This window comes from Roseovarius sp. CH_XMU1461, assembly GCF_037027165.1.
GTDB lineage: Bacteria > Pseudomonadota > Alphaproteobacteria > Rhodobacterales > Rhodobacteraceae > Roseovarius > Roseovarius nubinhibens.
On record NZ_JAYMDV010000006.1, the window covers coordinates 119,912 to 136,180 of the forward strand.

27 protein-coding genes are annotated in these 16,269 nt (G+C 61.3%); 3 read left to right on the top strand and 24 right to left on the bottom strand.

Annotated elements, in window-relative coordinates:
* Window positions 1–138: 138 nt before the first annotated feature.
* The 11 genes from rpmD to rpmC all read right to left on the bottom strand — a co-directional run bounded on the left by rpmD (window position 139) and on the right by rpmC (window position 4,438).
* The gene (gene rpmD, locus WA237_RS15820; protein ID WP_009812370.1) at window positions 139–327 is read right to left on the bottom strand and encodes a 50S ribosomal protein L30; all 189 of its coding nucleotides are present in this window, start codon (window positions 325–327) and stop codon (window positions 139–141) included.
* Window positions 328–330: 3 nt separating this feature from the next.
* The gene (gene rpsE, locus WA237_RS15825) at window positions 331–912 is read right to left on the bottom strand and encodes a 30S ribosomal protein S5 (protein ID WP_009812371.1); all 582 of its coding nucleotides are present in this window, start codon (window positions 910–912) and stop codon (window positions 331–333) included.
* A gap of 115 nt (window positions 913–1,027) precedes the next feature.
* On the bottom strand, window positions 1,028–1,387 hold the full coding sequence (rplR, locus tag WA237_RS15830) for a 50S ribosomal protein L18 (protein WP_009812372.1): 360 nt from the start codon (window positions 1,385–1,387) through the stop codon (window positions 1,028–1,030).
* Between the two features lie 14 nt (window positions 1,388–1,401).
* Window positions 1,402–1,935, bottom strand: a complete 534-nt coding sequence (gene rplF, locus WA237_RS15835; protein WP_216014605.1) for a 50S ribosomal protein L6 — start codon at window positions 1,933–1,935, stop codon at window positions 1,402–1,404.
* 13 nt (window positions 1,936–1,948) lie between these two features.
* Window positions 1,949–2,341 (bottom strand): 30S ribosomal protein S8, encoded by a 393-nt coding sequence (gene rpsH / locus WA237_RS15840; RefSeq protein ID WP_009812374.1) that lies wholly within the window; start codon window positions 2,339–2,341, stop codon window positions 1,949–1,951.
* 12 nt (window positions 2,342–2,353) lie between these two features.
* Window positions 2,354–2,659: a 30S ribosomal protein S14 gene (gene rpsN, locus WA237_RS15845; RefSeq protein ID WP_040617766.1), complete on the bottom strand. Its 306-nt coding sequence runs from the start codon at window positions 2,657–2,659 to the stop codon at window positions 2,354–2,356.
* Between the two features lie 21 nt (window positions 2,660–2,680).
* Complete coding sequence (rplE, locus tag WA237_RS15850; protein WP_009812376.1) at window positions 2,681–3,244, bottom strand: 50S ribosomal protein L5; 564 nt, start codon at window positions 3,242–3,244, stop codon at window positions 2,681–2,683.
* Window positions 3,237–3,548 (bottom strand): 50S ribosomal protein L24, encoded by a 312-nt coding sequence (rplX, locus tag WA237_RS15855; RefSeq protein ID WP_009812377.1) that lies wholly within the window; start codon window positions 3,546–3,548, stop codon window positions 3,237–3,239. Before rplX ends, rplE begins: the two co-directional genes overlap by 8 nt.
* Window position 3,549: 1 nt before the next feature.
* The gene (gene rplN / locus WA237_RS15860; RefSeq protein ID WP_007427594.1) at window positions 3,550–3,918 is read right to left on the bottom strand and encodes a 50S ribosomal protein L14; all 369 of its coding nucleotides are present in this window, start codon (window positions 3,916–3,918) and stop codon (window positions 3,550–3,552) included.
* 76 nt (window positions 3,919–3,994) lie between these two features.
* Window positions 3,995–4,225 (bottom strand): 30S ribosomal protein S17, encoded by a 231-nt coding sequence (gene rpsQ / locus WA237_RS15865; RefSeq protein WP_009812379.1) that lies wholly within the window; start codon window positions 4,223–4,225, stop codon window positions 3,995–3,997.
* 12 nt (window positions 4,226–4,237) lie between these two features.
* Entirely contained in the window at window positions 4,238–4,438 is a 201-nt protein-coding gene (rpmC, locus tag WA237_RS15870; RefSeq protein WP_009812380.1) for a 50S ribosomal protein L29, read from the bottom strand.
* 366 nt (window positions 4,439–4,804) lie between these two features.
* On the opposite strand from rpmC, the gene WA237_RS15875 reads away from it, so the two are divergent.
* The gene (locus WA237_RS15875) at window positions 4,805–5,881 is read left to right on the top strand and encodes a Hint domain-containing protein (RefSeq protein WP_336098792.1); all 1,077 of its coding nucleotides are present in this window, start codon (window positions 4,805–4,807) and stop codon (window positions 5,879–5,881) included.
* Between the two features lie 154 nt (window positions 5,882–6,035).
* Window positions 6,036–7,124: a Hint domain-containing protein gene (locus WA237_RS15880; protein ID WP_336098794.1), complete on the top strand. Its 1,089-nt coding sequence runs from the start codon at window positions 6,036–6,038 to the stop codon at window positions 7,122–7,124.
* A 16-nt stretch (window positions 7,125–7,140) separates the two neighbouring features.
* Here WA237_RS15880 and WA237_RS15885 read toward each other — a convergent pair whose 3' ends face one another.
* Entirely contained in the window at window positions 7,141–8,361 is a 1,221-nt protein-coding gene (locus WA237_RS15885; protein WP_336098796.1) for a PD-(D/E)XK nuclease family protein, read from the bottom strand.
* 129 nt (window positions 8,362–8,490) lie between these two features.
* On the opposite strand from WA237_RS15885, the gene WA237_RS15890 reads away from it, so the two are divergent.
* Complete coding sequence (locus WA237_RS15890; RefSeq protein ID WP_336098798.1) at window positions 8,491–9,111, top strand: 2OG-Fe(II) oxygenase family protein; 621 nt, start codon at window positions 8,491–8,493, stop codon at window positions 9,109–9,111.
* 92 nt (window positions 9,112–9,203) lie between these two features.
* Here the strand turns inward: WA237_RS15890 and WA237_RS15895 are convergent, their stop codons facing one another.
* The 12 genes from WA237_RS15895 to WA237_RS15950 form a co-directional block, all read right to left on the bottom strand.
* Complete coding sequence (locus WA237_RS15895) at window positions 9,204–9,491, bottom strand: hypothetical protein (RefSeq protein ID WP_216014602.1); 288 nt, start codon at window positions 9,489–9,491, stop codon at window positions 9,204–9,206.
* 125 nt (window positions 9,492–9,616) lie between these two features.
* Complete coding sequence (locus WA237_RS15900; RefSeq protein WP_336098800.1) at window positions 9,617–10,648, bottom strand: DUF4328 domain-containing protein; 1,032 nt, start codon at window positions 10,646–10,648, stop codon at window positions 9,617–9,619.
* A gap of 418 nt (window positions 10,649–11,066) precedes the next feature.
* Entirely contained in the window at window positions 11,067–11,480 is a 414-nt protein-coding gene (gene rplP, locus WA237_RS15905; protein ID WP_009812386.1) for a 50S ribosomal protein L16, read from the bottom strand.
* 12 nt (window positions 11,481–11,492) lie between these two features.
* Window positions 11,493–12,200, bottom strand: a complete 708-nt coding sequence (gene rpsC, locus WA237_RS15910) for a 30S ribosomal protein S3 (protein WP_009812388.1) — start codon at window positions 12,198–12,200, stop codon at window positions 11,493–11,495.
* Window positions 12,200–12,580, bottom strand: coding sequence for a 50S ribosomal protein L22 (gene rplV / locus WA237_RS15915; protein ID WP_009812389.1), 381 nt, complete (start codon window positions 12,578–12,580; stop codon window positions 12,200–12,202). The genes rpsC and rplV overlap by 1 nt, the downstream gene beginning before the upstream one ends.
* 3 nt (window positions 12,581–12,583) lie before the next feature.
* On the bottom strand, window positions 12,584–12,862 hold the full coding sequence (gene rpsS, locus WA237_RS15920) for a 30S ribosomal protein S19 (protein WP_009812390.1): 279 nt from the start codon (window positions 12,860–12,862) through the stop codon (window positions 12,584–12,586).
* 3 nt (window positions 12,863–12,865) lie between these two features.
* Complete coding sequence (gene rplB, locus WA237_RS15925) at window positions 12,866–13,708, bottom strand: 50S ribosomal protein L2 (RefSeq protein WP_009812391.1); 843 nt, start codon at window positions 13,706–13,708, stop codon at window positions 12,866–12,868.
* Between the two features lie 329 nt (window positions 13,709–14,037).
* On the bottom strand, window positions 14,038–14,334 hold the full coding sequence (locus tag WA237_RS15930) for a 50S ribosomal protein L23 (RefSeq protein ID WP_009812392.1): 297 nt from the start codon (window positions 14,332–14,334) through the stop codon (window positions 14,038–14,040).
* Window positions 14,331–14,948 carry a 50S ribosomal protein L4 gene (gene rplD, locus WA237_RS15935; RefSeq protein WP_009812393.1) on the bottom strand — a complete coding sequence of 206 codons (618 nt, stop codon included), beginning with the start codon at window positions 14,946–14,948 and terminating at the stop codon, window positions 14,331–14,333. Before rplD ends, WA237_RS15930 begins: the two co-directional genes overlap by 4 nt.
* The gene (gene rplC, locus WA237_RS15940; RefSeq protein ID WP_040617769.1) at window positions 14,945–15,787 is read right to left on the bottom strand and encodes a 50S ribosomal protein L3; all 843 of its coding nucleotides are present in this window, start codon (window positions 15,785–15,787) and stop codon (window positions 14,945–14,947) included. The genes rplD and rplC overlap by 4 nt, the downstream gene beginning before the upstream one ends.
* Window positions 15,788–15,802: 15 nt before the next feature.
* On the bottom strand, window positions 15,803–16,111 hold the full coding sequence (rpsJ, locus tag WA237_RS15945; protein ID WP_009812396.1) for a 30S ribosomal protein S10: 309 nt from the start codon (window positions 16,109–16,111) through the stop codon (window positions 15,803–15,805).
* Between the two features lie 81 nt (window positions 16,112–16,192).
* Window positions 16,193–16,269 (bottom strand): hypothetical protein (locus tag WA237_RS15950; RefSeq protein ID WP_219435318.1); only part of this gene is annotated, 77 nt, incomplete at its 5' end.

A 16,269-nucleotide genomic window follows, 5' to 3' on the forward strand; every position in this document is an offset into this window, starting at 1 on the left:
GGGCATCTGAGGCGCCTCACCGCCGCCCCCTGCCCTCGCCCCCCGACACACCGGCCCTGGACACTCCCACGCCCCGCATATGAAAACACCCCGGCCATTGCGAGCCGGGGTGTCTGACTAATCTGCAAGGCGCAGAGCTTAGCCTTTTTCTTCGACGATCTCGACGAGATGCGGGATCTTCCGGACCATGCCGCGGATCGACGGGGTGTCTTCCAGCTCGCGGGTCTTGTGCATCTTGTTGAGGCCCAGGCCGATCAGCGTCTGACGCTGTTTGGCGGGGCGGCGGATCGGGCTGCCGATCTGCTTGACGACGATGGTTTTAGCCATGGTTTAGGCCTCCTCTACCACGGGGGCCTGCTCACCGCTGACCTTGGGGGCATCTTCCTTGCGCAGGATGTCGGCGACTTTCTTGCCACGACGCTGGGCCACCATACGGGGGCTCGATTCTTGCGTCAGACCGTTCAGCGTTGCGCGGATCATGTTATAGGGGTTTTGCGACCCGATCGACTTGGCGACCACGTCCTGCACACCCAGCATCTCGAACACGGCACGCATCGGACCACCGGCGATGATACCGGTACCTTGCGGTGCGGTGCGCATGACCACCTTGCCAGCGCCGTGACGGCCCTTGACATCGTGGTGCAGCGTCCGGCCCTCGCGCAGCGGCACGCGGATCATTTGACGCTTGGCTTGCTCGGTGGCTTTACGGATGGCCTCGGGGACCTCCTTGGCCTTACCCTTGCCAAAGCCGACGCGGCCTTTTTGATCGCCAACAACGACCAGAGCGGCAAAGCCGAAGCGCTTACCACCTTTAACGGTTTTGCTGACGCGGTTGATCGCGACCAGGCGATCTGCGAATTCCGGGGTCTCGTCGCGATCGCGGCGGTCCCGACGGTTATCTTCTCTTGCCATCTGGCGTCCTTTCCAAGCGGCACGGCCAATCGTGCCAATCACTCAATCCAGGTAGGCGGAACACAAGGTCCCGCCTCCGGATCATCGAGGCGGCCCCGAAAGGCCGCCTGCACCTTTAGATCTTCAGACCACCTTCACGCGCAGCGTCGGCCAGAGCCTTCACCTTGCCGTGAAAGAGGAAACCGCCACGGTCGAAATAGGCTTCGACCACACCGGCTTTCTTCGCGCGCTCGGCAATCGCGGCACCCACCTTGGTGGCGGCCTCGATGTTGTTCTTGCCGACAACGCCCAGATCTTTTTCCATCGACGAGGCCGAAGCCAGCGTCACGCCGTTCACATCGTCGATCAGCTGCACGCTGATGTTCTTGTTCGAACGGTGCACGCTCAGGCGCGGACGCCCGGCGTTGACCTTGCGAAGTTTGTTCCGAACGCGCAGGCGGCGTTTCAGAAACAGAGTTCTCTTGCTGTTTGCCATCTTTTTCGCGTCCCTTACTTCTTCTTGCCTTCCTTCTGGAAGATGTACTCGTCTTTGTAGCGAATGCCTTTGCCCTTGTAGGGCTCGGGACGACGCCAGTCGCGGATATTGGCCGCGACCTGACCGACGAGCTGCTTGTCCGTGCCTTCGACGACCAGTTCGGTCGGCTTGGGCGCGGTAACAGTCACACCTTCCGGAATGGGGAAATCGACATCATGGCTGAGGCCGAGGTTCAGTTTCAGAACATTGCCCTGAAGCTGAGCCCGGTAACCCACACCGCGGATTTCCAGCTCTTTCTTGAACGTGTCCTTGGCGCCGAACACGAGGTTCGAAACCACAGTGCGGGTCATGCCCCACTGCTGACGGGCGCGCTTGGACTTGCCACGGGGCGTCACGGTCACCTGACCATCGGTCACCTCAAGGGTAACATCGTCGGTCGCGGTGAAGGTCTTGACGCCTTTCGGGCCTTTCACTTCGAGGGTCTGACCCGACACGGTGGCAGTGACGCCATCGGGAAGGGCTACGGGCTGTTTTCCGATACGAGACATGGTTCAGGCCTCCTCAGAATACGGTGCAGAGCACTTCGCCACCGACATTGGCCGCGCGTGCATTTGCATCCGACATCACACCTTTGGGGGTGGAGACAATCGACACACCCAGGCCCTGACGGACCGTCGGGATGTCCTTGACGCCCATGTAGACGCGACGACCGGGCTTGGAGACCCGCTTCATTTCGCGAATGGCAGGGGTGCCTTCGAAGTATTTCAGGCTGATTTCGATCGCCGGGTGGCCATTGGCACCGGTCATCTCTTCATAGCCACGGATGTAGCCTTCGCCTGCCAGCACATCGAGAACGCGCACGCGCATTTTCGAGGCCGGGACCATGACGGTGGACTTGCCACGCATACCCGCGTTGCGGATACGGGTGAGCATATCGCCGATAGGATCATTCATATCGTGCCCTCCTTACCAGCTCGACTTGACCATGCCGGGCAGCTGACCCGACGAGCCAAGCTCGCGCAGCGCAATCCGGCTGATCTTCAGTTTGCGATAGTAGGCGTGCGGACGCCCGGTGAGCTGGCAGCGGTTGTGCAGCCGGGTTGCCGAGCTGTTGCGCGGCAGTTTGGCCAGCTTCAGGGAGGCGCGGAAACGCTCTTCCATCGGCTTGCTCTCGTCGTTGACGATCTCTTTCAACGCGGCGCGCTTGGTGGCGTATTTCTCCACCAGCTTTTGGCGCTTCTTTTCGCGTTCGATCATTGCTTTTTTAGCCATTATTCAAATCCTCCCGCGGCGTCAGCTGTTGAAGGGCATGTTGAAGTGCTTCAACAGTGCCTTTGCTTCGGCGTCGGTCTGAGCCGTGGTTGCGATGACGATGTCCATACCCCAGGATTCATCGATCTTGTCGAAGTTGATCTCGGGGAAGATGATGTGCTCTTTGATGCCCATGGCATAGTTGCCACGGCCGTCAAAGCTCTTGCCCGATACGCCGCGGAAGTCGCGGATACGGGGCATGGCCACAGTGATCAGACGATCGAGGAAGTCATACATGCGGTCGCCACGCAGGGTGACCTTGGCGCCCATCGGCATGCCGTCACGAACACGGAAGCCCGCGATCGAGTTCTTGGCGATGGTCATCACAGCGCGCTGGCCGGCAATGGTGGTCAGATCTTCGACCGCCGATTTGGCCTTCTTGCTGTCTTTGACCGCTTCGCGGCCACAGCCGATGTTCAGAACGATCTTTTCCAGACGCGGGATCTGCATGTCGTTCTTATAGCCGAATTCCTCTTTCAAGGCGGGGCGGATCGCCTCCTTGAACTGGGTCTTCAGACGCGGGGTGTAGGTTGCGGTATCAAGCATCGATCACGTCCCCCGTGGTCTTGGCAAAGCGCACTTTCTTGTCGCCTTCGGTTTTGAAACCCACGCGGGTCGGTTTGCCGTTGGCGTCGAGGAACGCGAGGTTGCTCAGATCGATCGGCATCGCCTTGGGCAGACGGCCGCCCTGGCTGGTCTGGCTCTGGCGGGTGTGGCGGATCGCCATGTTCACGCCTTCGACCACGGCTTTGCCCGACTTGGGGTCAACCGAAGTGATCGTGCCTTCCTTGCCCTTGTCCTTGCCGGACAGGACGACGACCTTGTCGCCTTTTTTCAGTTTAGCAGCCATATCACAGCACCTCCGGGGCGAGCGAGATGATCTTCATGAAGTTCTTCGCGCGAAGTTCACGAACCACCGGGCCAAAGATACGCGTACCGACCGGCTCACCTGCGTTGTTCAGGATCACGGCGGCGTTGCGGTCAAAACGGATGGCGGTGCCGTCTTCACGACGAACCTCTTTGGCGGTGCGCACGACGACGGCCTTACGGACGTCGCCCTTTTTCACGCGACCGCGCGGGATGGCTTCCTTGACCGAGACGACGATGATGTCGCCAACGGATGCGTATTTACGCTTGGAACCACCCAGAACCTTGATGCACTGCACCCGGCGAGCGCCGGAGTTGTCAGCGACATCCAGATTGGTCTGCATCTGGATCATTTGGTGTCTCCCGACCTTTGGGACCGCTAAGCGTCATTGGCCCCAGGGTTTCGTTAAGCCGAAAGGCTCCGGGGGCTTACGCCTCCAGAACCTCCCAACGTTTCGTTTTCGATTTCGGCGCGCATTCGATGATGCGGACGGTATCGCCGACTTTGAAAGCGTTGTTTTCATCGTGAGCCCGGTATTTCTTGGACTTACGGATGGTTTTCTGCAGCACGGGGTGCTTGAAACGACGTTCGACCGAAACCGTGACGGTTTGGGCGTTTGCATCGCTGGTCACGCGACCTTGAAGGATACGTTTGGGCATGTCTCTCGCTCCTTACTCGGCGGCCGCTTGGGCTTTTTCGTTCAGAATGGTCTTGACGCGCGCGGCGGCACGACGGGCCTGACGCAGACGGGCCGGGTTCTCCAGCTGACCGGTCGCGGCCTGAAAGCGCAGGTTGAATTGCTCTTTCTTGAGGTTGACCAGCTCTTCCTTGAGCTGATCAGGCGTTTTATCACGCAGTTCGGTGGCGTTCATAGCCATGTTCCTTTCAACATCACCGGGGGGCCGCGATTATCGCGTCACCCTGATTCCGGTGGAGTAGGTGAATGAAGGGGCCGTTTAGACCCAGTTCGGGGATAAAGCAACCCCCAAGCGCGCAGCACGGAAAATAAAGGCCAAACCGCGCCTGCCTCTTCTGCCAGACCGCCTGCCCCGCCGCAATCCCCGGGCGACAACTATGGCAACATTATGGCCCGCCGCGGGCTTTGCCTTAATTTTGAACGATTCTGCCGTTAACCTTGATCCCAAGCAGGCCAAAGACCCCCACCGGGGCCCGCCCGCCTGCCTGTGTGTATGAGTAAACATGTGTATTGGAGTGAGGCCGTGGCCCCCAGAGATGTTATGACGAGCGGTGGTTTCGACGATCCCGCGACCGGTTGGACCGGAGCCGATGTCGACGCCCGAATTTCTCAAAACCTTTATCCCGGCAACGGTCGCGCCGACCGCGTCGTCGAAACCGACGATGCCGGCAATCAGATCACCGTGATGCAACAGGTGATCGACCTGCCCGAGGCCACCACCACCGCGCTCACTTTCGATTCCCTTCTGCGCCCCAAACCCAACGCCACGGCCGACAGCCAAGGCTTTCGCGTCGATATTCTCGACCGCGCGGGCCATGGGATCGCCAGCCAGAGTTTCCCCCCCTCCAACACCTATCAGGCCTATGCGATGCCCGTGACCTTCCCCGAGGCCGGCAGCTACACCCTGCGCCTGACCGAGCTCGCGCCGAACGTGGCCGTGCTGGAGGAGGATATCTCGCTGCTGGTCGGTGTCGTCGAAGGCACCGCCATCGACACGCCCGACGGCCCCGCCCCGATCGAGAGCCTGCAGATCGGCGATCTGGTCAGCACTCAACACGGCCCCCGCCCCATCCGCTGGATCGACGCGCACCAGATCACCCCCGACGACCTCGCCGCCAATCCCCAGCTGCGCCCCGTCAAGATCAGCGCCGGCGCCCTCGGCCAAGACCTGCCCCGCGCCGATCTGTGGGTGTCACCCGAGCACCGGATGCTCATCCAAACCCCGCTCTGCCGCAAGCTCTTCGACGCCGACCACGCCCTCGTCTCGGCCCATCACCTGACCGTCCTCGATGGCGTCGAGGTCGATGACAGCCGCGAGAGCATCCGCTACCTGCACCTGCTTCTGGACGATCACGCCATCCTCACCGCGGAAGGCGCCCCGAGCGAGAGCCTGCTGCTCGACGACCCCACCTGGGACGCGCTCACCGACGTGGCCCGCGCCGAACTCCGCGCCCTCTGCCCCGATCTCGACACCGACCGCAGCGCCCCCAAATCCGCCGCCGTCATCCCGATCTCGCGCCAACAAAAACGCCTCGCCCGCCGCCTCGCCGCCGATCTCGCAGCAGCCCCTCCTGCCGAAACCACGGGCCAAGCCCTCACAGACATCGCCGCCGAATAACACCGCTCGCACAAACCCACCGCAAGCTCCGGATTTCTCCCGGGGCTTGCCATAGTTTTGAACCATTCCCGGACTAGCCTACCCCCGACCGCCCCCCCCCGCGGCGCGCATAATTTTAGATCATGAGTATAGATAACGTATTAGGAGAGACCCCGTGCCCCCCAGAGATTTGATCACGAACGGCGGCTTTGACAATGGCGCCGCCGGCTGGAACGGCAATGACATCGAGGCCACCAACAACGAAGGCGCCTATCTCGGCAACGGCGGCACCAGCCGTGTCGCCGAAATGGACGGCTACTCCAATCAGGTTACCGTGATGCAGCAAGTGGTCGAGGTGCCCTACCCGACCACCACCGAACTCACCTTCGATTCCGCCCTGCGCACCGCCTCGAACTCCAACGCCGGCCGCGAAGGCTTCCGCGTCGACATTCTCGACAGCAATGGCAATGTGATCGCCACCCAGAGCTTCTTTCCCACCGCCAACACGATGCAGCAATATTCGCTGCCGGTGACCTTCCCCGACGCCGGCAACTACACGGTTCGCTTCACCGAGCTTGGGCCGAACGACTCGCTCGGCGCGATTGTTGACAATATCTCGCTGATGGTCTGTTTCGTCGACGGCACCGCCATCGACACGCCCGATGGCCCGGTCCCGGTAGAGAGCCTGCAGATCGGCGATCTGGTCAGCACCGAACAAGGCCCCCGCGCCATCCGCTGGATCGGCCAGCGTCAGATCACCCCCGAAGACATCGCCGAGAGCCCCCGGCTCCGCCCCATCAAGATCAGCGCCGGCGCCCTGGGCCAGGGCCTGCCCCGCGCCGATCTCTGGATCTCGCGCCAGCACCGGATGCTCGTCCACTCACCGCTCTGCCGCCGGCTCTTCGACAGCGACCACGCCCTCGTCGCGGCCCTTCACCTCACCGCCCTCGATGGCGTCGACGTGGACGGTACCCGCGAGAGCTTCCGCTATATCCACCTGCTTCTGGACGATCACGCCATCCTCACCGCCGAAGGCGCCCCGAGCGAGAGCCTGCTGCTCGGCGAAACCGCCTGGAACGCGCTGACCGATCAGGCCCGCGCCGAACTCCGCGCCCTCTGCCCCGATCTCGAAGCCGACCGCGGCGCCCCCAAATCCGCCGCCGTGGTCCCCGTCTGGCGCCAACAAAAGCGCCTCGCCCGCCGCCTCGCCGCCGACCTCGCAGAACAATCCGCGCAATCCACCATGCGCATCGCCGCAGAGTAAACCCTCGGCAGGAGGCCTAATCAGCGTTCACCATCTGCTCCTGGGCGGACCGGATCGCCGTAATGGCCTCTTTCGCCCGCTCGCCGGCATAGGTGCTCAACGCCGAGATGAGAGCCTCGAGCTTGTCCTCGACAAAGAGCATCTCATCCCAAGTGGCAATCGTCTTGGTCCAGTAATGAGCGTAAGTCCTCCCCGTAGCAGCTTGCCCCTCATCGAGGACAGCCATGAGCGCCTCACGAAACTCAGGCTGCTCACCCGCAGGACCGACCACAAGGCTGGCCACCACTGCCTCCTGCTGAAGCGTGACCTCAAACACACATTGCGCCCCAGAACTTAGCCAGCGGGACGAGCCGCGAAAAAGATTAGGACAGTCCTCCCTCAAGCCCTCGAAGGAAAACCTGTAAATCCGATGACCCGCATCGTCGGGCACAACAGCGATGTCGGCACATTTCCTCAGTGCTTCTGCGACCATTTCTTGACGGGCACCCAACTCTGACCAAACCTCGGCCAGAGGATCAGGTCGATGCTCCATGAGAAAATCAAGCGTTTCCTTGTGCTTTCTCCAGACCTCCTGCACGGCGCGTGTCAGCTCTGGGTCGCTGTCTTCTTTCACGATATTATGCCTCTTCATCATGTTCAGATAAGATTTGAAGAGCTGGCTTGCTTCTCCCGTCTCTCCGGCCCGCTCGATCCCCGCATCGATCCGTGCGAGGAGATCGCCCATGGAGATATTGATCCATTCAATCTCCCCGTGGGTGCCCCCCGCCCGCCCGTCGGGTGTCAAAAAGCAATGAACCCGCTTCCAGCTCCGGTCGCTGTAATGCCTCGCCAAACGTGTCGTATAATCGGACAATTGGTCCTGTCGCTCGGCGGCATCGACCTTGAGCTCGACCGCCACCACCAATCCTTTGCCGCCACCGCCGGACGGCGGTATCTCGATCAGGATGTCGATGTGAAACCTCTCACGCCAAACCCGTGCCTGCGCGAGCTCACGGAAATGAAAATCGAGCTTCTCCGCGGGCTGATCCTTGGCCAAAGCCATCAAGAGGGCGCGCAGCCCTATCTCTCCCAAGCCATGCGGGCGAGACGGGTCCATGAGGTAGCACAGAAAACTGGAATGCCGGATTTCCTGCCGAACCATCCCAATGGCCTCAAAGGGGCAGAATTGCTGCGCTCTGTTGGCGACGGTTGCGAAATCATCGCAATCAACAATCAGGTCGGAAATGTCTTGAAGCAAATGAATACCCTCTAAACCTATACCCCTATCGTGAAATCAAATCCGCCTGCTGTCAAAGGCTGGATCAGCCCTCCCCCCTCGCCAACCTCCGCCAAATCCGCTAGGACGCAGGCAACCAAGGAGGCCCCCATGGCACAGATTTCCTCGCTCTTCGTCACCCGTCTCTATCACGCCCCGCTGTCGGACCATGGCCCCGCCATCGACGCCGAGGAAATGGAGACCTCCTGCTATGCCATCGCCGAGGATGACGAGGCCGGTCAGGGCTGGTGCGAGGAAAACGGCTATCCGGGCTATACCTCTTACGCCTCGCTCACCGACCTGCCCTGGCGCTTTCCGATCTTTGCCGATCTGGTGAAATCGCTCGACGCCCATGTCGCGGCCTTTGCCGAGGATCTCGAGTTCGATCTCGACGGTCGCGCGCTCGAGCTCGAGGATCTCTGGATCAACATCCTGCCCGAGGGCGGCAGCCATGCCTCGCATATCCACCCGCATTCGGTGATCAGCGGCACCACCTATGTCTCGATGCCCGGCGGCACCTCGGCGCTCAAGCTCGAAGACCCGCGCCACGCGATGATGATGGCCGCCCCCGCCCGCCGCAAAACCGCCCGCGACGAGCTGCGTCAGTTCATCTATGTCACCCCCGCCGTGGGCGACGTGCTCTTGTGGGAAAGCTGGCTGCGTCACGAAGTGCCGATGAACATGTCCGAAGACGACCGCATCTCGGTGAGCTTCAACTACCGCTGGGCCTGATCCCCCCGGCAGATACCCGGGCAGCCCCCCACCAGACACAAAGAGACCGGCGCGCTCTGCCGCCGGTCCCCTTCGATCCAAGTCACTTGGGCTTACTTGTGCCAATCCACAATCACGTCATAGCCCTGCGGCTTCGGCGGCTCGACCAGATATTCGGCAAACTCTCCCCAGAGCGATTTGACCGTCTCCGCATTGGCCTCGGAGAGCGCGCGGCTCTCCACCAGCGCGATGATGTAACCGGCGTGGTCGTCATTCATCACATTGGTAAAGCTGTGCATCCCCTTCATCCCAAGGATGCGCTCCTTCAGCGTCTCGAGCTTCTTGGTGGCCGCCCCCCGCGACCCGGGCTTCATCTGATAAGGCGTGACCCGTGCATACATCTCTCCATCTCCCTCTTGGCTCAGGGGCGGAGTATAGCACAAAACGCCCCGCCCCGCCCGATCCAGCCCCGCACCCGGCGCGATCCGGCCCGTCGCAATGGCGCAACAGAGGCGACAGCCCTGGCTCAGTCGATGCCGCGCGTCTCGAGTATCTCGTCCCGATGCCTGCTCTGCATCCGGTTGACCGCCTTCATCATCTCCATCGCACAGCCGATCGCCGCCGCCTCCCCCAGAAGCGAGATCGCGAAAAAGACCAGCGTGCCGTTGAACGACCCAAAGAGATGCACCCGGCTCTCCACCATCAGCGTCGCCGTCAGCGACAGCACGGCAGAGCCCAGCACCAGCAGCCACCATTGCCAGATCTTGAATGGCGCGCGGTGCCACCTGTCCGAGACCGCCGCGATGGCCAACATCGTCTTCAGCGGCATCCACAGGTTCAGGACCGGCACGAAATACCACCCGACGCAAGCCCATGGCGCGGGCTTGAAGCTGCCCCGCGTCAAGGCCCCGGCATTCTGCGCCGCGCGATAGACAAAGGTGAGAAAGGCGATCATGCCGCCGAAAAACAGCAGCGACGTGACCGCAATCATGCCGTCGCTCATCCAGAGATCATAGAAATGCGCCCGCGTCAGAACCGTCTCGGCCGTGAGGCTGGCAAAGCCCAGCAGCCCCGACAGAAGGATCTGCGGCACGAAAAAGAGATAGGTCACATAGCGCGACGGCTCCAGCCGCATGAAGTGCTGTTTGACATAGGCCACATCGCTTTCGCCGCCCGCCAGCGTCTCCGCCTCCCAGACCTCGCCCATTGCCGCTGTCGCCATGTCGCTCAGCGGTGGCGCTTGATCCTGCGCCGCGCCCGGTGCCCCCTGTGCCGCCCCCGTCCCGGGTTCACGCCTGTGGCTCGGCCCCTGAGTCCGCCCCTCTTCCTGAACCTCTGGCGACGCCCCGCCCTGATCCAGCGGCGGCGCGCCGATGGGCCCGCTCAGAAAACCGCGCAAATCGGTCTTGAACACGGGCGTCCAGCTGTCGAGCAACTCGGACCAAACCCGCGTATGGGCATCTATGATCCCGGCATCCACCAGCGCCTCAACCTGCGCCTCCGACACCGGCCCACGTCTTTCGCCCTTCAGCTCATAGAACCATGCGGTCTCTGTCATCTCGCTGCCCCCCAATGTGCGCCACCAACACAAGATCACCCTACCCGGCCTTGCATTGTCGCATTTTTGCACATTTCGATCAACTGAGACGGGCCAGGCGGCACCCGCCCACCGCCCGGAAATCACCACAGTCGCTTTACCGACGTGATACCGACGACCTACCGACCCGCCATTTTTGGCCCAAGTTGAAACTTATCCCCGGCCCCTTTCCGGCGGGCGACACCTCGCGCGCCCTCATCCGAAGTCGCTCTATCAGCGTCGAACAGGCCCCGCTTGCCAGCTCCGCCTTGCGCTGTAACGGGCCGCTTAACTTGACGGACCACACTCCCCCGGACCGCCTCAATCCCACAGCACCCGCCAAAGAAAAAGCCCCCGCCGCAATCGCGACGGGGGCTTTTTATCTTGGTATCGAAAAGACTTACCAGTCTTCGCGCTGAACCACACGGGTCTTGATCGGCAGTTTCATCGCCGCCAGACGCAGCGCTTCGAGCGCCACATCTTCGGCCACGCCGTCGATCTCGAACATCACGCGACCCGGCTTCACCTTGCAGGCCCAGAAGTCGACCGACCCCTTACCTTTACCCATCCGAACTTCGGTAGGCTTCGAGGTCACCGGAGTATCCGGGAAGATCCGGATCCAGACACGACCCTGACGCTTCATGTGACGGGTCATCGCACGACGCGCCGCCTCAATCTGCCGCGCAGTGACGCGCTCGGGCTGGGTGGCTTTCAGACCGAAAGACCCAAAGTTGAGATCAGAACCGCCTTTGGCTTGGCCCTTGATCCGACCTTTGTGCATCTTGCGGAATTTTGTACGCTTTGGTTGTAGCATCTTTCACCCTCCTCAGCGACGGCCGCCGGCGCCACGCGGCGCAGGACCATCCTGGAGTTCCTGGGCTTTGCGATCGCGGGCCGACGGGTCGTGCTCCATGATCTCACCCTTGAAGATCCACACCTTGATACCGATGATGCCGTAGGGCGTCATGGCTTCAGAGTGGGCGTAATCGATATCGGCACGCAGCGTGTGCAGCGGAACCCGACCCTCACGATACCATTCGGTACGTGCGATCTCGGCACCACCCAGACGGCCAGCGACGTTCACCCGGATACCCAGGGCGCCCATGCGCATCGCGTTCTGCACGGCACGCTTCATGGCGCGACGGAAGGACACACGACGTTCCAGCTGCTGCGCGATGCTGTCACCCACCAGGGCGGCGTCCAGCTCGGGCTTGCGCACTTCAACGATGTTGAGGTGCAGTTCGCTGTCGGTCATTGCGGCCAGCTTCTTGCGCAGGGTTTCGATATCGGCGCCTTTTTTGCCGATGATCACGCCCGGGCGCGCAGTGTGGATCGTGACGCGGCACTTCTTGTGCGGACGCTCGATGATCACACGGCTGATGCCGGCTTGCTTGCACTCTTTCTCGATGAATTCGCGGATCGCGATATCTTCGAGCAGAAGATTGCCATAGTCCTTGGTGTTGGCGTACCAGCGGCTGTCCCAGGTGCGGTTCACCTGAAGGCGCATGCCAATCGGATTGACTTTGTTACCCATTAGGCTTGCTCCTCAACTTCACGCACCTTGATGGTCAGTTCCGAGAACGGCTTGCGCAGGGCGCCAAACCGACCACGGGCACGCGGGCGACCGCGCTTCATGACCAGGTTCTTGCCGACATAGGCCTCGGCCACGATCAGCTCGTCCACATCCAGGTTATGGTTGTTTTCAGCGTTGGCGATGGCGGACTGAAGGCATTTCTTCACGTCCTGCGCGATCCGCTTTTGGCTAAAGGTCAGGTCGTTCAGAGCCTTGTCGACCTTCTTGCCACGGATCATCGCCGCAACCAGGTTCAGTTTCTGCGGGCTGGTGCGAAGCATGCGCAGTTTGGCCATTGCTTCGTTGTCTGCCACGCGGCGGGGGTTTTTTTCCTTGCCCATGACTTACTTCCGCTTCGCTTTCTTGTCGGCCGCATGCCCGTAGTAGGTACGGGTCGGCGAATACTCACCGAACTTCTGACCGATCATGTCCTCGGTCACGTTGACCGGCACATGTTTTTGACCATTGTAAACGCCGAACGTCAGACCCACGAATTGGGGCAGGATCGTCGAACGACGCGACCAGATTTTGATGACTTCATTGCGGCCCGACTCGCGTGCTGCCTCGGCCTTTTTCAGGACGTAGGCATCAACGAAGGGGCCTTTCCATACAGAACGTGCCATGTGTTAACGGCCCTTCTTCTTGGCGTGGCGCGAGCGGATAATGAGCTTCTGCGACGCCTTGTTCTTGTTGCGGGTGCGGGCACCCTTGGTCGGCTTACCCCAGGGCGTCACCGGGTGACGACCACCCGAGGTACGGCCCTCACCACCACCATGGGGGTGGTCGATCGGGTTCATGACGACACCACGGACGCTCGGACGGATGCCCTTGTGGCGCATACGACCGGCTTTACCGTAGTTCTGGTTCGAGTTGTCGGGGTTCGACACGGCACCGACGGTGGCCATGCATTCCTGACGCACCATGCGAAGCTCGCCCGAGCTCAGACGGATCTGAGCGTAGCCACCATCACGACCAACGAACTGGGCATAGGTGCCCGCGGCGCGTGCGATCTGGCCGCCCTTGCCGGGTTTCAGTTCGATGTTGTGAACGATGGTACCGATCGGCATGCCCGAGAACGGCATCGCGTTGCCCGGCTTGATATCGACCTTGGCGCCGGCGTACACTTTGTCGCCCACGGCCAGACGCTGAGGTGCGAGGATATAGGCTTGTTCGCCGTCCTCATATTTCACCAGCGCGATAAAGGCGGTCCGGTTCGGGTCATATTCGATCCGCTCGACGGTTGCCGCCACGTCGAATTTATTCCGTTTGAAGTCTACGATCCGGTAGAGGCGTTTCGCCCCACCACCGCGACGACGCGATGTGATACGTCCGGTGTTGTTCCGGCCACCCGATTTCGTCAGACCCTCGGTGAGGGCTTTGACGGGGCGTCCTTTCCACAGCTCCGAACGGTCGATCAGCACCAGCCCGCGCTGGCCCGGCGTCGTTGGCTTATACGACTTGAGTGCCATGCTTTCTGTCTTCCGTTAGCTAACGGCAGGTCTTGCCTGCCTATGTTTACAGCCCCCCGAAGGTGGCCTGGTCTATAGGCCCCCGTAGGTGCCCGGTTAGATGCTCTTGCGAACAAACGCACAGCCCCGGACGAATCCGGGGCTTTGCCGATGGGCTCGTTTAGGCGACACCGCCCCCAAGGTCAAGGGACTTGCCCAATAAATCGCCCCCTGCCTCCACCCCTGCCCCGCCCAAGGCCCCGCGCCGCCAGATCCGGTCACGCGAGGGGCGAAACAGAAAGGCCCCGGCCGTTTGCACAGCCGGGGCCTAAGATGTCACTCCGGGCCGATCAGAGGCCGGTGGAGACGTCGATCGTGTTGCCCTCTTCGAGCGTCACATAGGCTTTCTTGATGTCCTTGCGCTTGCCGGGTTGCCCCTTGAAACGCTTGGTCTTGCCTTTTGCGATCGTGGTGTTGACGGCCTTGACCTTGACACCAAAGAGCGCCTCGACGGCCTCTTTGATCTGCGGCTTCGAGCTGTCGATGTCCACTTCAAACACAACCGCACCGTTTTCCGAGGCCATGGTGGCCTTCTCGGTGATGATCGGCTTGCGGATCACGTCGTAATGTTCTGCTTTCGCGCTCATTTCAGACGAGCCTCCAGTGCTTCGACACCCGCTTTGGTGAGCACGAGCGTGTCACGCTTGAGGATGTCATAGACATTTGCGCCCATCGACGGCAGCACATCGAGACCTTCGATGTTGCGCGCGGCCTTGGCGAACTCTGCGTTCACTTCGGCACCGTCGATGATCAGGGCGCGTTTCCAACCCAGATCCTTGACTTGCTTGGCCAGAGCCGAGGTTTTGCCAGCGGAATCCGCTGCCTCGATGATGACCAGCTCGCCAGCTTTGACCTTGGCGCTCAGCGCGTGCTTGAGACCCAGCATGCGGACCTTCTTGGGCAGATCATGCGCATGGCTGCGCGGCGTCGGGCCCTTGTAGATACCACCTTTGCGGAAGATCGGCGCGTTCCGGTCACCATGGCGTGCGCCACCGGTGCCCTTCTGGCGGTAGATCTTCTTGGTCGAGTAGCTGGTTTCCGACCGCGTCTTGACCTTGTGGGTGCCTTGCTGCGCTTTGTTACGCTGCCAGCGGACCACACGGTGCAGGATGTCGGCACGCGGTTCCAGGCCGAAGATGTCTTCGCCCAGATCGACCGAGCCGGCTTTGCCGCCGTCCAGTTTGATCACGTCGAGTTTCATTCTTCGCCTTCCTTCTTCTCAGCCTGAATGTCGGCCTCGGCCTCGTTCAGTGCTGCGGCTTCCTGTGCGGCCTGCTCTTCAGCTGCGGCCTTTGCGGCGGCTTCTGCTTCGGCGGCTGCGGCTGCAGCGGCTTCTTCAGCGGCTTTCGCGGCTTCTTCAGCGGCGGATTTCAGAGCAGCAGGCAGGATCGCGTTCTCGGGGAACGGTTTCTTGACTGCGTCCTTGACCGTCACCCAACCACCTTTGGAGCCCGGCACGGCGCCTTTGACCATGATCAGGCCACGGTCGGCGTCGGTTTTGACCACTTGCAGGTTCTGGGTGGTGACACGGGCAGCACCCATGTGACCGGCCATTTTCTTGCCTTTGAAGACGCGGCCCGGGTCTTGACACTGACCGGTCGAACCATGCGACCGGTGGCTGATCGAAACACCGTGCGTGGCGCGCAGACCACCAAAGTTGTGCCGTTTCATGGCACCGGCAAAACCTTTACCGATCGAGGTGCCCGAAACGTCCACGAACTGACCTTCGAAGTAATGGTCGGCCGTGATCTCTTCGCCCACGTTGATCAGGTTCTCAGGCGCGACGCGGAATTCCGCGATCTTGCGCTTGGGCTCCACCTTGGCGATCGAGAAGTGACCGCGCATGGCTTTGCTCACGCGTTTTGCCTTGATCGAGCCAGCACCGAGCTGAACCGCCGAATAGCCATGGGCTTCGGGGGTACGCTGGGCAACCACCTGCAGTTTGTCCAGTTGGAGAACGGTCACAGGGATCTGCTTGCCGTCTTCCATGAAAAGCCGGGTCATGCCGACTTTCTTTGCGATAACACCAGAGCGCAACATAACGAACTGCCCTCCTTAGACCGAAATCTGGACGTCGACGCCAGCGGCCAGGTCGAGCTTCATCAGCGCGTCCACGGTCTGCGGGGTCGGGTCTACGATGTCGAGAAGACGCTTGTGCGTCCGGATCTCGAACTGATCGCGAGATTTCTTGTTCACGTGGGGACCACGCAGAACGGTGAATTTCTCGATCTTGTTCGGCAGCGGGATCGGGCCACGCACGTTCGCGCCAGTGCGCTTCGCGGTGTTAACGATCTCCTGCGTGCTGGCATCCAGTACGCGGTAATCGAATGCCTTCAGCCGAATGCGAATGTTTTGGCTTTGCATTTTTTAGCCTTTCGCGGCGTTGGAGTTGATAGGAGGAAGGCCGGACCACCCGGCCTCCCTCGTCGAACCCAGAGGGTTTTCTTATTCGATGATTTTCGAGACGACGCCAGCGCCGACGGTACGACCGCCTTCACGGATGGCGAAGCGCAGACCGTCTT